At 69.2% G+C, this 15,064-nt stretch carries 13 protein-coding genes; 4 read left to right on the top strand and 9 right to left on the bottom strand.

From position 1 onward, the window contains the following. Positions 1–96: 96 nt before the first annotated feature. From P9849_RS04930 to P9849_RS04920, 3 genes are all read right to left on the bottom strand, one after another. Positions 97–1,782, bottom strand: a complete 1,686-nt coding sequence (locus P9849_RS04930) for an FAD-binding dehydrogenase (RefSeq protein WP_278268564.1) — start codon at positions 1,780–1,782, stop codon at positions 97–99. 106 nt (positions 1,783–1,888) lie between these two features. Beyond that, positions 1,889–2,695 (bottom strand): protein phosphatase 2C domain-containing protein, encoded by an 807-nt coding sequence (locus P9849_RS04925; protein WP_278268563.1) that lies wholly within the window; start codon positions 2,693–2,695, stop codon positions 1,889–1,891. Positions 2,696–2,783: 88 nt separating this feature from the next. Further along, a complete protein-coding gene (locus tag P9849_RS04920; RefSeq protein ID WP_278268562.1) occupies positions 2,784–3,797 on the bottom strand; it encodes a 2-oxoglutarate and iron-dependent oxygenase domain-containing protein in 1,014 nt (337 codons plus the stop codon). A gap of 237 nt (positions 3,798–4,034) precedes the next feature. On the opposite strand from P9849_RS04920, the gene P9849_RS04915 reads away from it, so the two are divergent. Beyond that, positions 4,035–4,793 carry a DUF3472 domain-containing protein gene (locus P9849_RS04915; protein ID WP_278268561.1) on the top strand — a complete coding sequence of 253 codons (759 nt, stop codon included), beginning with the start codon at positions 4,035–4,037 and terminating at the stop codon, positions 4,791–4,793. Between the two features lie 144 nt (positions 4,794–4,937). Here P9849_RS04915 and gatB read toward each other — a convergent pair whose 3' ends face one another. Genes gatB through gatC form a run of 3 tightly spaced genes read right to left on the bottom strand, consistent with a single transcriptional unit; the run spans position 4,938 to position 8,257 of the window. Continuing rightward, a complete protein-coding gene (gene gatB / locus P9849_RS04910) occupies positions 4,938–6,446 on the bottom strand; it encodes an Asp-tRNA(Asn)/Glu-tRNA(Gln) amidotransferase subunit GatB (protein WP_278268560.1) in 1,509 nt (502 codons plus the stop codon). Further along, positions 6,446–7,957: an Asp-tRNA(Asn)/Glu-tRNA(Gln) amidotransferase subunit GatA gene (gene gatA / locus P9849_RS04905; protein ID WP_107002105.1), complete on the bottom strand. Its 1,512-nt coding sequence runs from the start codon at positions 7,955–7,957 to the stop codon at positions 6,446–6,448. The genes gatB and gatA overlap by 1 nt, the downstream gene beginning before the upstream one ends. Positions 7,958–7,960: 3 nt before the next feature. After that, positions 7,961–8,257, bottom strand: a complete 297-nt coding sequence (gatC, locus tag P9849_RS04900) for an Asp-tRNA(Asn)/Glu-tRNA(Gln) amidotransferase subunit GatC (protein ID WP_107002106.1) — start codon at positions 8,255–8,257, stop codon at positions 7,961–7,963. A 223-nt stretch (positions 8,258–8,480) separates the two neighbouring features. Here gatC and P9849_RS04895 point away from each other — a divergent pair, with 223 nt between their 5' ends. Beyond that, complete coding sequence (locus P9849_RS04895) at positions 8,481–9,026, top strand: GNAT family N-acetyltransferase (protein ID WP_278268559.1); 546 nt, start codon at positions 8,481–8,483, stop codon at positions 9,024–9,026. Between the two features lie 121 nt (positions 9,027–9,147). Here the strand turns inward: P9849_RS04895 and P9849_RS04890 are convergent, their stop codons facing one another. Then, positions 9,148–10,092 carry a hypothetical protein gene (locus P9849_RS04890; protein WP_278268558.1) on the bottom strand — a complete coding sequence of 315 codons (945 nt, stop codon included), beginning with the start codon at positions 10,090–10,092 and terminating at the stop codon, positions 9,148–9,150. A gap of 134 nt (positions 10,093–10,226) precedes the next feature. After that, positions 10,227–11,165, bottom strand: a complete 939-nt coding sequence (locus P9849_RS04885; RefSeq protein ID WP_278268557.1) for a LysR family transcriptional regulator — start codon at positions 11,163–11,165, stop codon at positions 10,227–10,229. A 240-nt stretch (positions 11,166–11,405) separates the two neighbouring features. Between P9849_RS04885 and P9849_RS04880 the strand changes: the two genes are divergently transcribed. Together P9849_RS04880 and P9849_RS04875 are read left to right on the top strand one after the other, a co-directional pair. Continuing rightward, positions 11,406–12,524 (top strand): PrpF domain-containing protein, encoded by a 1,119-nt coding sequence (locus P9849_RS04880; protein WP_278268556.1) that lies wholly within the window; start codon positions 11,406–11,408, stop codon positions 12,522–12,524. Positions 12,525–12,534: 10 nt separating this feature from the next. Continuing rightward, the gene (locus P9849_RS04875; RefSeq protein ID WP_278268555.1) at positions 12,535–13,974 is read left to right on the top strand and encodes an SLC13 family permease; all 1,440 of its coding nucleotides are present in this window, start codon (positions 12,535–12,537) and stop codon (positions 13,972–13,974) included. A 76-nt stretch (positions 13,975–14,050) separates the two neighbouring features. Here P9849_RS04875 and P9849_RS04870 read toward each other — a convergent pair whose 3' ends face one another. After that, a complete protein-coding gene (locus P9849_RS04870; protein ID WP_278268554.1) occupies positions 14,051–14,896 on the bottom strand; it encodes an HAD family acid phosphatase in 846 nt (281 codons plus the stop codon). Positions 14,897–15,064 lie beyond the last annotated feature (168 nt).

Below are 15,064 nucleotides of genomic sequence, written 5' to 3'. Positions count from 1 at the left end.
CGCAGCGCCTTGTAATCAGCTTGTGTGCTCAGCAGGTGCGGGTATCACAGGACAGCATCCGCACCTGCTGAGCACGCAAGGTGGGGAGGACCGGAATCACAGCCTCCCGGCGAGGTCCCGCCCGGCCTTCAGGCCCGTGAAAATGCAGCCGCCCAGGAAGGTGCCCTCGAGGGCGTTGTAGCCATGAGCGCCTCCACCTCCGAATCCGGCAGCCTCCCCCACGGCGTACAGGCCGGGCACGGGATGACCGTCCTCGCCGAGCACGCGGGAGGCGAGATCCGTCTGCAGCCCGCCCAGGCTCTTCCGGGTCAAAATGTGCAGCTTCACGGCCACGAGCCCGTCCCGCGGATGACCCGCCTCATCGAGGAAGAGATGCGGCCTGGCCACCCGGACCAGCCGGTCACCGAGGTACCGTCGCGCGTTGTGGACGCTCTGGGCCTGGGCATCCTTGGAGAACGCGTTGCGGAACTCCGCGTCGCGCTGCCGGATGACGTCCAGGAGCGCGTCCTCACGCACGGGCGCCTCGGGAGCGATCCGGTTCATGCCCCGCGCGAGCGCCGCCACCGAATCCGCGGACACGAAATCCGGCCCGTGGTCGACGAACGCCTGCACCGGGCCGGGGATCCCGCCACCCAGGCGGGTCTTGAGCAGCAGCTTGCGGTCCCGATGGGTGATGTCCGGGTTCTGCTCCGATCCGGACAGCGCGAATTCCTTCGCCAGGATGCTTCGGCTGACGATGAACCAGGAGTGGTCGTGCTCGGCGAGGTCCGGGGTGCTGCGCAACAAACGGAGCGTGCCGAGCGTGTCATGCCCGGGGAGGCCCGGCGCCGGGAGTCGGCGTCCGAGCGCGTCGAGCCAGAGCGGTGACGGCCCGGGCAGGATCCGGATGCCGTGAGCGGGCCACACCGGGTCCCAGTTCCGGATGCCCTCCGTGTAATGCCACATCCGGTCCCGGTTCACGAGGCGGGCCCCGGCGGCTTCGGCCGGCCCGTACATGCTGCCGTCCACATACGCGGGAACCCCCGTGATCATCTCGCGCGGCGGGGTGCCCAGCCGTGCGGGCCAGAACTGGCGCACCAGCCGGTGATTCCCGCCGATCCCGCCGCTCGCGAGCACGACCGCCTGCGCCCTCAGCTCGAAGGCCCCCCTCGTCCCGTCCGGGCTGACCGCCCCGCGCGGCCCGGCGTCGTCGGCCAGAAGATCCCCTTCCACCCCGACGACGGCGCCGCCCTCCACGAGCAGCCCGCGCACTTTGTGGCGGTGCAGCAGTGTCGTGGCGCCGTCCTCGACGGCGGCGTGGGCTGCCGCTGCGAACGGCGACACGATGCCGGTCCCCGTGCCCCAGGCGATGTGGAAGCGTGGCACGGAATTCCCGTGGCCTCCCACCCGGCCATCGCCCCGCTCGGCCCAGCCCACGACGGGGGTGAGCTCGATGCCGGCCTCACGGAGCCACGCGCGCTTCTCACCCGTGGCGAACTCGACGTAGGCGCGGCCCCAGCGCTGGGCCCAGGCATCCTGGTCGCCAGGACCGTCCGTCCTGTCCCACGCGGCACTCCCCTGCCAGTCCGCCCAGGCGAGATCGAAGGAGTCCTTGACGCGGAGTCTGCGCTGCTCGGGGCTGTCCACCAGGAAGAGACCGCCGAAGGACCACCAGGCCTGTCCCCCGAGGTCCTGTGGCCCTTGCTGGTCCAGGATGATCACGCGCTTCCCGGCCCGCGCGAGTTCCCGCGCCGCGACCAGTCCGGACAATCCGTGGCCCACCACGATGACGTCAGCGTCCATGCTGGCAGTCTACGCCGGGCCCACACCCCCGCGAAGGAACAGTTGGCGCCCCGAAACCGTGCGGAGGAGGGTCTGACGTGTTCCCTCGCGGCGGAAGGAGCGGGGCTCAGTCCAGGGCGGCCGGGCGAAGGACGAGGACCGTGGCGTCGTCCGCCACTTCGCCGATCCGGGCCTGTTCGCGCCGCAGTTCCGTCAGGAGTTCCAGCGCCTCGACGGGGGTGCTGACGCGGCGAAGGAACTCCTCCGCGGAATCCACGAGCCCCAGGTCGACGGCACGCCAGGCGCCGTCGCTGACGAGCGCCACGAGCGCGGGACGCGGCAGTCGCACCAGTTCGGCGTGCTGCGCGGCTTCCGGCTCACGCCGCGCCACCCAGAGATTGCCGTCGGTGTTGCGCAACTCCCGGTCACGGCGCAGCAGGCGGAGGCGGTCTTCGGGGTCCGGGTCCTGTGTGGCCAGCTCCGCGTCGACCCGGCGGTCCGCCTGCTCGGCGAGCACCACGGTCACGCCACCCTCCGGATCCTGGACCAGGACGCGGCAGTCGGCGAGGGAGGCGATCTGCACGCCGTCGTCGTCCAGATGGGCGAGCGAGACGGCCGCGCTCGGGAAGCGAAGCCGCTCCCCGCCGACGAGGGGCTGCGCGACGGCGTCGATCCTCCGCAGTGCCGCGGCGAGCCGGTCCCGGGCGCTCAGCGAGCCGGACATCTCCCCCGTCCCGACCCGGGCGAGTGCCGTGGTCAGGGCCTGCGTGAGCCATTGAGGATCGGTGGCGGCCGGCAGGCCGAGAGGTTCCAGGAGCGTGGTGGCGCCGTCGATGATCCAGGCGTCCGGCCCGGCGAATCCGCAGCCGTCCTCCTGGGGATGGGCGTCGCCCTCCGACTGGACGCGCGTCACGATCTCCCAGGAATGCCTCATGGGTCCATTAAAGGCCTGAGCGGCGCGGCCCCCAGGGGTGCCGCGCCGCTCAGGCCCGCATCAGCCGGCCCGCTTCCGCCGGCCCGCCTCAGCCCTTGACGAGGTCAGGGTGCTGGGCGGCGACGACGTTCGGGTGCGCCCGCACGCGGTAGCGCAGGGCGTTGTCGCCGTAGGTCTCGAGGATCGGGCTGTCGTTGGGGTCCACCGAGAGGCCGCGGGCCTTCTCCTGGAACTCGGGGCTGACGGCGAGCTGCGGCATCCGCGCGTCGAGCGCCGGGTTGTAGAAGAACGGCACCGAGATGCGGTCCGTCCCGCGCAGCGGCGAGATGACCCGGTGCAGCGTGGCCTTGAGGTAGCCGTTGGTGGCGAGCTCGAGCATTTCGCCGATGTTGACCACGAAGCTCCCCGGCACCTGCGGCGCGTCGATCCACGCGCCGTCGTGCTCCACCTGGAGACCGCCCTTGCCCGGCTCCACGAGCAGGAGGGTCAGCACACCGCCGTCGCGGTGGGAACCGACACCCTGCTTGGGGTCCGGGTCGGACTCGCCGGGGTAGCGGACGATCTTGAGGACCGGGAAGGCCCGGGAGGCGAAGGCCTCGTCGAAGGTGTCCTCGGGCGCGCCGAGGGAGAGTGCCAGGGCACGGAGGAGTTCGAGGGAGATCTCGCTCAGACGATCCATCCACTCGGTGACGATGCCGCGCATCTCGGGGAGTGCGTCGGGCCAGAGGTTCGGCCCTTCCAGTCGCCAGTAGTCGGCGACGCCCTCGCCCGCGGGGACCGCTTCACGGTCGACGCCGACGTCGATCTGCTCGCGCCAATCGACCTCGCCGGCGGTCAGTTCGCCGCCCATGCGGGTGTAGCCGCGGAACTGCGGGCTGTGGATGTTCTCCAGCGCGAGCTTCTGCTCTTCCGGCAGCTCGAAGAAACGCCGCGAGATGTCGAGGATGGCGTCCGTCAGCTCCTGCGGGACGCCGTGGCCGGAGAGGTAGAGGAATCCCACCTCATGCATCGCGTCGCGGAGGTCATCGCGGAAGCGGGCAGCCTCCTCCGGTCCAGCGCTCAGACGGGAGAAATCGAGGATGGGCAAAGTTTCGAGGGCCACCACATAATCCTTTTCGCGTTACATTGCAAGCCGAAGCTTGTATTGGCTCCAATATTACGCTCGCTCCAGAAGCCCGCCCATCGGCACGTCACGCAAGGTCATGAAGTTCGCCGCACTCCACCGAAGCTGATCTCGCCAGTTCTTGTTAAACGATTGACAAGCGAGTGACGCGCATGACGATAATTCCTCGACAGGCCGAGAACGGTCCGTCTCCTCGACAGCACACAGGGAGAAGACATGCGGTTACCCCTCCACCAACGTCTCAGTGCAGTGATCGCGATCGGCCTCACCGCCGTCGCCGCCGGCCCCGGAATCCCCGCCCACGCCCAGACCTTCGGCGGCAACGAGCTGCTGTCCTGGTCGGTCAGCTCGGCGCCGGCCGCGGGGCTGAGTTCCGTCACGTTCCCCATCACCGTGGCCCCGGCGACGGCCCGCCGCGCGGGCACCTATTTCGCCATGCAGTACGGTTTCACCGGCCAGAGCGACGTCGGCTACACCGGCCTGCAGCCCCGGCCGGACTCGCAGGGCTCGGGCCGCCTGCGCGGCGTCTTCTCCTCGTTCATCTCCGGGACGACGTCGACCGATCCCAACTGCACCCCCGGCGCCGACGGCGGCCCGGGAGTCAGCTGCGGACTGGAGTTCAACGCCGTCTACGGCCACACCTACAACATGGTGGTGCGTCAGACCGGCACTGACACCTGGAGCGGCACGGCCGTGGACACCACCACGGGGCAGAGCACCCACATCGGCAGTTACAAGCTTCCGGCGGGGTCCGGCAACCTCAAGCCGTCCCAGTCAGGTTTCGTGGAGTATTACGACGTGCCGAGCTGCACCCAGCAGCAGAAATATGACGTCACCTTCGGGGCGCCGTCCTCCGGATCCCTGAGCGGCAAGGTCGCGTGGGTCAAGGAATACGGCGACTGCCTCGGACAGGGCGACACCACGGTGACCACGGTCGGCACCGGCGTGCGGATCACCCGCGGCACGGTCGGCTGAGCGGACCGTTTGCGGGGAGGCGTCCCGGGCAGGCCAACAGTCCCGGGAACGCCGACAGCTGGGAACACCGGCGGCTGGGAACGCAAACGGCCGGTGGCCGGAGATCGGATCTCCGGCCACCGGCCGTCGGCGGTCAGGAAGGGACTAGCCCTCCACGCCCAGCTTCTCGAGGATCAGCTCGCGGACGCGGCCGGCGTCGGCCTGGCCACGAGTGGCCTTCATGACGCCGCCGACGATCGCGCCGATCGCCTGCACCTTGCCGCCACGGATCTTCTCCGCGACGTCGGGCTGAGCAGCCAGGGCGGCGTCGATGGCTTCCAGCAGGGGCCCGTCATCGGAGACCACGACCAGACCGCGGGCGGCCACGACCTCCTCCGGAGTGCCCTCGCCGGCCAGGACGCCGTCCAGGACCTGGGAGGCCATCTTGTTGTTGATCTTGCCGGCTTCGACCAGGCCGTTGACCTGCACGATCACCTCAGGGGTGATGCCCAGCTCGCCCGGGTCCACCTCGGCGGCCTTGGCACGGCCCACCACTTCGCCCATCCACCACTTACGGGCGGCGGCGGGCTTGAGGCCGGCGGCCACGGTCTCCTCGATCAGGTCCATGACGCCGGCGTTCACCACGTCGCGGAATTCGAGATCCGAGTAGCCCCAGGCGGTCTTGAGGCGCTTGCGGTGTTCGGCCGGGGGCTCCGGCAGGGTCGCACGCAGCTCCTCCACCCACTCACGGGACGCGACGACGGGAACGAGGTCGGGCTCCGGGAAGTAGCGGTAGTCGTCAGCGTCGCTCTTGGGGCGGCCCGACGTCGTCGTGCGCGTGTCCTCGTGCCAGTGGCGCGTCTCCTGCACGACCTTCTCGCCCGACTCCAGGACGGCGCCGTGGCGCTGGATCTCGAAGCGGACCGCGTGCTCGACGGCGCGCAGCGAGTTCACGTTCTTGGTCTCGGACCGCGTGCCGAACTTCTCCTGGCCGATCGGCTTGAGGGAGACGTTGGCGTCGCAGCGGACGTTGCCGCGCTCCATGCGGGCGTCGGAGACACCGAGGTTCTTCACGATCTCGCGGACGGCCGCCACATACGCCTTGGCCAGCTCCGGGGCGCGCTTGCCCGCACCGACGATCGGCTTGGTGACGATCTCCACGAGCGGCACACCGGCACGGTTGTAGTCCACGAGCGAGTAGTCGGCGCCCTGGATGCGGCCCGCCGCGCCACCCATGTGGGTCAGCTTGCCGGCGTCCTCCTCCATGTGTGCGCGCTCGATCTCCACGCGGAACACCTCGCCGTCCTCCAGCTCGATGTCGAGGTACCCGTCGAAGGCGATGGGCTCGTCATACTGCGAGGTCTGGAAGTTCTTGGGGGTGTCCGGGTAGAAGTAGTTCTTCCGGGCGAAGCGGCACGTCTCGGCGATCTGGCAGTTCAGGGCCAGGCCGATCTTGATGGAGGACTCCACGGCGGCCTTGTTGACCACGGGCAGGACGCCGGGCAGGCCCAGGTCCACCTCGTTGACGTTCGTGTTGGGATCGTCCCCGAACTCGTTGGGGGCGGAGGAGAACATCTTGGTCTTGGTGTTCAGCTCGACGTGCACTTCGAAGCCGAGCACGGGCTCGTACTTCTCGAAGACGGAGTCGTAGTCCAGGATCTCGTCGGCGGACATTACTTGGCACCTCCCAGTACCGGGGCCTGCGCCAGCAGCGGGCCGCCCCACTTCTCTTCCAGCAGCTTCTCCAGGGCGCCGGCGGCGCGGTACAGGCGGACGTCCTGACGGGCCGGGGCGAGGAACTGGATGCCCACGGGCAGGCCGTCCTCGTCCGCGAGACCACCGGGGATGGAGATGCCCGGGACACCGGCCATGTTCGCCGGGATCGTCGCGACGTCGTTGAGGTACATCGCCAGCGGGTCGTCGACCTTCTCACCGAGCTTGAACGCCGTCGTGGGCGCCGTCGGGGAGATCAGCACATCGGCCTGGGCGAACGCGGCGTCGAAGTCACGCTGGATGAGCGTGCGGACCTTCTGGGCCGAGCCGTAGTAGGCGTCGTAGTAGCCGGCGGACAGGGCGTAGGTGCCGAGGATGATGCGGCGCTTGACCTCGTCACCGAAGCCGGCGGCGCGGGTGGCGCCCATGACGCGCTCGATGGTCAGCGGGCCCTCTTCGGGGAGGACGCGCAGGCCGAAGCGCACGCCGTCGAACTTCGCCAGGTTGCTGGAGACCTCGGACGGCATGATCAGGTAGTAGGCGCCCAGCGCGTACTCGAAGTTGGGGCAGGAGACCTCGACGATCTCGGCGCCCGCGGCCTTGAGCAGCTCCAGGGACTCGTTGAAACGGTTCTCGACGCCGGCCTGGTAGCCCTCGCCGTGGAGTTCCTTGATGATGCCGATCCGCATGCCCTTGACGTCGCCGCTCGCAGCGGCGGCGGCCAGGCCGGTCCAGGATTCCTGCAGGGAGGTGGAGTCGTACGGGTCGTGCCCGCTGATGACCTCGTGCAGCAGTGCGGAGTCGAGCACGGTGCGGGACACCGGGCCGATCTGGTCCAGTGAGGACGCCATGGCGATGGCGCCGTAGCGGGACACACCACCGTAGGTGGGCTTCACGCCGACCGAACCGGTCACCGAGGCGGGCTGACGGATGGAGCCACCGGTGTCCGTGCCGAGGGCCAGCGGCGCCTCGAACGCGGAGACGGCGGCGGCGGAACCGCCACCGGAACCGCCGGGGATGCGGTCCAGGTCCCACGGGTTGCGGGTGGAACCGTACGCGGAGTGCTCCGTGGAGGAGCCCATGGCGAACTCGTCCAGGTTGGTCTTGCCGAGGATCGGCATCTTCGCGGCGCGCAGCTTCTTGATGACGGTGGCGTCATACGGGCTGTGCCAGCCTTCGAGGATCTTGGACCCGGCGGTGGTGGGCTGGCCCACGGTCACGATCAGGTCCTTGACGGCGATCGGCACACCGGCGAGCGCGTGGAGGTCCTCGCCGTTGGCGCGGGCGGAATCCACCTCGGCCGCGACGGAGAGCGCTTCCTCCGTGTTGACGTGCAGGAACGCGTTCACCTCGCCGTCGACGGCGGCGATGCGGTCCAGGTGAGCCTGAGTGACCTCGACGGCGGACAGTTCCTTGGCGGCGAGCTTCTCGGCGAGCTGCGCGGCGGTGGAGTGGATGATCTCCTGGGTCATGGCTTACTCCTCATCCAGGATTGCGGGGACCTTGAAACGGTTCTCGTCGGCGTCGGGCGCACCGGAGAGGGCCTGCTCCGCGGTCAGCACATGCCCCACCACGTCCTCGCGGAACACATTGCTCAGCGGGATGGGGTGCGAGGTGGCGGGCACATCGGCGCCGGCGACCTCACTGACGGACTTGACGGAGTCGACGATGACGGCCAGTTCGCCGGCCATACGATCGAGCTCCTCATTGCTCATCTCAATGTGAGCGAGACGCGCCAGATGCGCGACGTCGTCACGATTGATCGCAGCCATGGATCTCCCCTGCAATTGGTGAAAAGGTTTCTGGTCCAGTTTAGTCACTCCGCCGCGGCCCGTCCGACCGCGGCGGCGGTCCGGTGCGGGCGCGGCGTCGTCGTCGCGTCTGACCGCGCCCGAGTTCGCGTTCTGCGCCCCCCTTGAAGAGCAGAACGCGAACTCGGGCGCGGAACAGGGATGAGGAGCCCGGGATGGATCTGGCGCACCTAGGATGTGGACCATGCTGCCTGTGTCGGATGACATCACCCTCCGCGTCCCGACCTCGGACGACGTCGGCCGCGTCCATGAGCTCTACAGCGACCCGGCCGTCTGGCGGCACGCGCCCCACGGACGGCACGTCTCGCTGGAGACCACGCGACGGCTGGTCGCACGGTGGGTGTCGGACTGGGAGGACCACGGGCTCGGCTCGTGGCTGGTGGAGGACGCCGGGACCGGCGAATTGCTCGGCAACGCCGGCTGCTCACTGAGGAACGACGCTCACTGGAACCTCGGATACCGCTTCGCGCCCGCCGCCCAGGGCCGGGGGCTCGCGACCCGCGTGGCACGCCTCGCCCTGGAGGCGGCTTCGGAGAAGGACGCTTCACTCCCCCGGGTCGCGTCGATCTTGGAACACAACGCCGCTTCCGCGGCGGTGGCGGTCCGGGTGGGACTCACCCTCCGGTTCCGCGGTCCGGACACGGGGAATCCCGACCCGTCCGCGGTCCGTCTGCTGTTCGCCGACCGGCCGCTGGACCCGGTCTCGGTCGCCCTCATCCTGGGGCACTGAGCTGCTGCCTGGCTGGCTCGCCGGCGTCGTCACGTCTGACCGCGCCCGAATTCACGTTCTGCGCCCCACATGGGGCGCAGAACGTGAAAGTGAACGCAGAACCCGGGAGAAGCGCGGGCCGTCAGGCCCTCTGCGCGCGGCGGGACGTGCGCAGGACCACCAGCACGACGGCGGCCAGCGTGAGCGCCGTCGCCGCCCACTGCCCGGGCGACGGCCACGGTCCGAGTCCGGCGAGCGCCGCGGCGACCCCGACCACGGGCGGGACCGCGAGACCCAGCAGCGCCGAATAGGTGGCGCCGGCCGCGACGAGGATGCGGTGCTGCAGCAGGTACGCCGGCACGTACACCACCACGCCGAGGATCACGAGGGAGAGCAAGGCACCCGGGGAGATCGCCCCTCCGCCCAGGAGGTCCGCCCCGGCCCACACGAGCAACGGAAGGCACCCGAGTCCGAAGATCGGGAGGATCCGGGGCGCCATCGGCCCGGAGTACCCGGCGTTGGCGCGGGCGAAGTGGACACCGTACCAGGCCATGGACAGCATTCCCGCGACGCCGGCGGCGATGCCGAGCCCGAGCGATTCCCCGTGCTGTCCGGGCGGTTTCTGCAGGACATACAGCGCCGCGCCCGCCACCGCGAGCAGCGCGACGCCGAGGAACCACACGCCCGGAGACCGGCGGTTCAGCACCGCCTCGATCACCATGACCGTCAGCGGCGTGCCGACCATGATGAGAGCCGGGACCGCGGCCCCGGCGAAGTGGATCGCCGCGGTGGAGAAGATCGTGTAGGCGCTCACCCCCGTGAGGGCCAGGATGACGGTGGCGCCTCGTCCCATCCTCGGGACGGCCGCACCGCCGGCTGAGGCTCTGCCCCGGGTCACGAACGCGCTCAGCAAGGCCAGTCCGCCGACGGTGAAGATGGTCCGCCCGGCCGACGCCACGGCCACCGAGGTCCCGGTCAGGGTGAAGGCCACGAGGATCCAGGTCGAGGCGAGGAGGAGCACCAGCAGGACGGAATCGACGGCCAGACGCCACGGCTTCGTCGGGTTCTCCGATTCCTGATCAGCCACGCGCCCTCCCCTGACGTCCCGCACATCATCTTCGACGGCTTCCACCGGCCCGCCCAGTCAATCACGAGAGGCCGCCCGATCACTGGACGCCGCCGTCGTGGAGGATGCGCCGTCGCGGCGAGAGGGAAACGAAGTTACCGGTAGTCCGCGGCCCGTTCCCGGGCGACCTCGAGGAGCGTCCCATGGAAGGCGACCTCGGCCGGGGCATAGACCTTGTCCTGACGCTGCGCCAGGAAGACCCGGCGGGACGGGGCGCCTGGGCCGAGGCTGATCACCTTGACGTCCGGGTGCTGAAGCGCGACGGCGGTCTTCGGCACCATCGCCACACCCATCCCGACGCTGACCATCGCCTGAGCCTCCTGGTAATCGTTCGCCAGGAACCCGATGGTGGGCTCGAACCCGGCGTCGTGGGCCGAACGCTGGAGGACCTCCACCACCGGATGCGACTCGGCGCGGACGATCCAGGACTCCTTGCGCAGTTCCTCCATGGAGAGGACGTCCCGGTCGGCGAGCGGGTGGCTGCGGGAGACGAGGAGCACGGTGCTTTCGTCGAAGACCTCGGTGATCCGGATCGAATCATCCTCGAAGCGGTTCCACGGATAATCCCACAAGAGGCACAGTCCCATGGACCCTGAGTGCAGGCCCTTCAGCAGTTCGTCGAAGCGGGCGCTCCGCACGGACAGGCTGATGGCCGGATAGCGCTTCTTGAAGATCCGGAGGACCACCGGCAGGAACGACCCGGCGAGCGTGGGAAAGGTGCCGATGGTCAGCGATCCCCGCTTCAGGCCCGCGAGCTCGGCCAGATCCGCCTGCGCCGCCTGCATCTGCGCCATGATCTTCCGCGCGTGGCCCGCCAGGAGCTGCCCCGCCTCCGTCGGCACCACTCCGCGGGACTTCCGGTTCAGGAGAGGCTGACCGACCTCCTGCTCCAGTTTGCGCAGTTGCTGCGAGACGGCGGAGGGCGTGTACATCATGGCCTCGGCCGCGGCGGTCACCGATCCCTGCTCGACCACCTCCACCAGGAGCGCCAGCCGGCGGATATCGAACAATTCCTGAGCCTCATCGTTCAGCATCGCTTCACCCTCCTTCAAGATCGGTTCATTCTATACAGCGGGCGCGCCACCGAAGCGCCGAACCGCCCCACTTAGCCCCGATTCCGGCCATCGGAAGCGGTTCACGGTGCTTGTCCCACCAGTGAATGAAGCATCACTACATCACCCTCCAACTATCCAACATTGTCTTCACATGTGATCTGCGTCAATCTCGAATCACCCGGGATTTCACTGACCATCACTGAAGGCAAGGACCATCTCATGAAGATCGAAGCAGAGTGGATGCGCGGAGGCACCAGCAAATGCTGGGTCTTCGAGAGCGCACAGCTCGGCGCGGCTCCGGCCGGACCGGACGTGCTGCTTCCACGACTGTTCGGCAGCCCGGACAGCCGCCAGATCGACGGGGTCGGCGGCGCCACGTCGACCACCAGCAAGGCCGTCATCCTGAATCGCCCCATCGAGGGCGACGTGGACGTCGAGTTCACGTTCGCCCAGGTCGGCATCGAGGAGGCCGCGGTCGACTGGGGCAGCAACTGCGGCAACTGCTCCGCCGTCGTCGGGCTGTACGCCATCGAAAAGGGCTGGGTGGTGCCCACCGGGGACGTCACCCGGATCGTCACCCGCAACACCAACACCGGGCAGATCATCGTCCAGGACGTGTCCACCCCGTCCGGCGCCCTCCCGATCGTCCCGCAGGCCGAGATGCCCGGCGTCCCGTTCCCGGGCTACCGCGTAGGCCTCGGCTTCCGCGACCCCGCCGGGAAGACGACCGGCGCGCTGCTGCCGACAGGCTCCCCCGTGGACACGCTGTCGGCGGCGGGCGCCTCCTGGACCGTGTCGATGGTCGACGCCGGCGCACCGCTCGTGATCCTCCGCGCCGAGGACCTCGGCCTGGACCCGGAGCGCCACGAGGACTGGAGCGACGCGGTCGTCCCGCACCTGGCCGTCCTGGACGCCGTCCGACGTGAGGCCGCGGTGCGCATGGGCATGGCCCGCACCCCGGAGGAGGCGGCACGCGCCGTGCCCAAGCTCGCCGTCGTCGCAGCGCCGGCGTCCTCGGATCCGGACAGCGACCTCAGCGTGCTGATGCTGTCGATGGGCAAGCCCCACCCGGCCCTGGCCATCACCGGCAGCATCGCCCTGACCCTCGCGGCCCGGACGCCCGGCACCGTGCCCGCCGCGGCGGTCCGCGCGGCCCCCGCCGCCACTCTCCGGCTGCGCACGCCGGCCGGGGTCATCGAAACGTGGTCCGAGGAACGGAACGGTTCGCTGCTCATCGGCGTCGACCGCACCGCCCGCACCATCGCCAGCACCGTCATCCACCTTCCGGAGGTCCTCGGCAGCGCCGTCGACACCTCCTTCGCCGGCGCCACTCAATGAGGAGAAAGCCATGAGCAACACCGCAGAAAAGACCAGACCCACCTCCACCGGGGACTCCCCGTCCACCCGACCCGACCGGCGTCGCCGTATCCTTCAGGTGACGGTGGCCGCGATCGCGGCGGTGGGCCTGCTCGCCCTCCTGTTCGGAGGTGTCCTCTCCGGCCCCGCGGCGGCCACGGGATCGGAGAAGACCATGACCGCGACGCAGATCATCCCGCTTGTCATCCTGGTGGTGATGTTCGTCGTCGCCACCAAATGGCCCCTGAACATCGGCGTGATGGGGCTGGTGGCGTCGTTCGGCGTCGGCTACTTCATGCTCGGCATGAGCGATAAGGAGATCCTCGCCGAGTTCCCCGCCAACATCGTCCTGACGATCATCGGCGTCACCTACTTCTTCAGCATGGCCCAGCGGAACGGGACCATCGACATCATCGTCCAGGCCTGCGTCCGGATGGTCCGCGGCAAGACCATGCTCATGCCGTGGGTCTTCTTCCTCATGGCCGCCGCGCTGACGTCGCTCGGCACCTTCTCCCCCGCCGCCGTCGCGCTGCTGGCGCCCGCGGCCCTGGGTCTCGCGTATGAGTCGCGCATCCACCCCGTGGTCATGGGCGCGTTCGTCATCAACGGCGCCCACGCCGGAGGCTTCTCGCCCCTGTCCGTGGCGGGAGTCCTGGTCCACGACATCGCCTTGAAGAACGGCTTCCCCGTCTCCCAGGAGGCGCTGTTCCTGGCGAGCTTCGCCGTCAACATCATCCTCTCCGCCCTGACGCTCGTGGCCTTCACGCTGATGGGCAAGCTGCGGGACCACCACGCCAACGGCTACACGGGTCCGGAGACCGGCGAGCGCACTCGCCCGCACGGCCAGCAGATCCTGACCCTCGTCCTGATCTTCGCCATCCTGGTGTGCACGCTGGGCTTCCACCTGCCGATCGGTTTCGTCGCGCTGTCCGCCGGCCTGCTGCTGGCCTTCGTGAACATCAAGGAGCACACCACGTTCATCGGCGGTGTCTCCTGGTCCACGGTCCTCCTCGTGGCCGGCATGATCACCTACGTCTCGCTGCTGCAGCACCTTGGAGTCATCGACACCCTCGCCGAACTGGCCCTGGCGGTGGGAGCGCCGCTCCTGGTGGCCCTGGTGCTCTGCTACGTGATCGGCGTCGGCTCGGCCTTCGCCTCCTCCACGGCTCTGCTGACCGCGTTCATCCCGCTGGCCGGGCCGCTCCTGGCCACGAGCTCCCTGAGCGCCTCCGGCACGGTGGCCGCGCTCGCCATCGCCGCCACCGTCGTGGACGTGTCGCCCTTCTCGACCGACGGCGCCCTCGTGGTGGCCAACGCCCGGGAAGACGACCGGCAGCGGGTCTACCGCCAGCTCATGATGTACGCGGGGGCGATCGTCCTCGCCGGGCCCGCCCTCGCCTGGGCACTCCTGGTCCCCACCGGCATCATGTGATCCAGCAGGTCCTCCAGACCGCAGGACGGCGAGCGCATCATCGCGCTCGCCGTCCTGTGGTGTTCCTGGAGGAGCCTCAGAGAACCTTGCCCTGGGCCGCCAGGAGCATCCGTGCGCGGTACTCCGGGGAGTCCGCCGGTTCGCTGGTGCCGAAGACCGCCCGGATCCAGTGGCCGTCCGTGTTGTTCGGGAAGAGGATGAAGTCACGGCCGAAACGCTCGGCGTCCTCGGCGGCCAGGGTGCGGCGCTCCTGGACCGACTTCACGTAATAACGACGGCGGAAATCGTTCAGGTTGTCGCCCAGGAACGCGATGACCTGGTACTTGTCCGCGATGGCCTGCTGGGCCGGTTCCTTGTTGGAGGACTCGCGCTGGAACACAGCGTGCTCGTCATCGGCGAAGGCGAGGCCCGCGTGCCGCAGGTTCGCGACGCCGATCTGCTGGGTGTCCGGGCCCTGATCGCGCTGGGAGACGTAGAAGATCTCCACGCCGCGGCTTTCCGCGTACCGGGAGAATTCGACGGCGCCGGGCGTCGCGGTGGGGCCGTTCTCCCGGACCCAGGCGTCCCACAGGTCGTCGTCGAACGCCTGCTTGCCGGCGGCGATCAGCATCTCCCAGTAGCGGTTGGAGGACAGGACGGTGTCGTCGACGTCGGAGATGAAGGCGAGCGGTTTGGCGCCCCGACGCCGCTGACCGACGCCGCGGAGGACGTTGTCGAGGCGATCACGGGCGATGTTGAACGCCTGCCGGTACAGCATCTCGCGCTCGGCGGCGGTGACCCGCCATGCCACGGCCGCGGACAGGATGTTCTGCACCTCCGGCGACGCCTCCGCCTGGGCGGGTCCGGCGGTGAACAGCGCCAGGCCTCCTGCCACTCCGCTGGCGCCCAGCCCCTTCAGCATGGTCCGGCGTTCAATTCCCATGGGTCCTCCTCGATCACAGTGACGCACGTCACGTCGGCTAGTAAACCAATGTTTATCGTGAGGCACCAGAATCCGCCAGAATATGTCTCGGGCCAGGCCCGGACCGACGAATGCGGGGTCACTTCAGGCCGGATGACGACGGTTCATCCGGCCTGAAGTGACCCCGCA

Source organism: Arthrobacter sp. Y-9 (genome assembly GCF_029690065.1).
Lineage (GTDB): Bacteria > Actinomycetota > Actinomycetes > Actinomycetales > Micrococcaceae > Arthrobacter_E.
The sequence above is the reverse complement of the archived record's forward strand: the minus strand, read 5'-3'. Positions and strand labels throughout refer to the sequence as shown.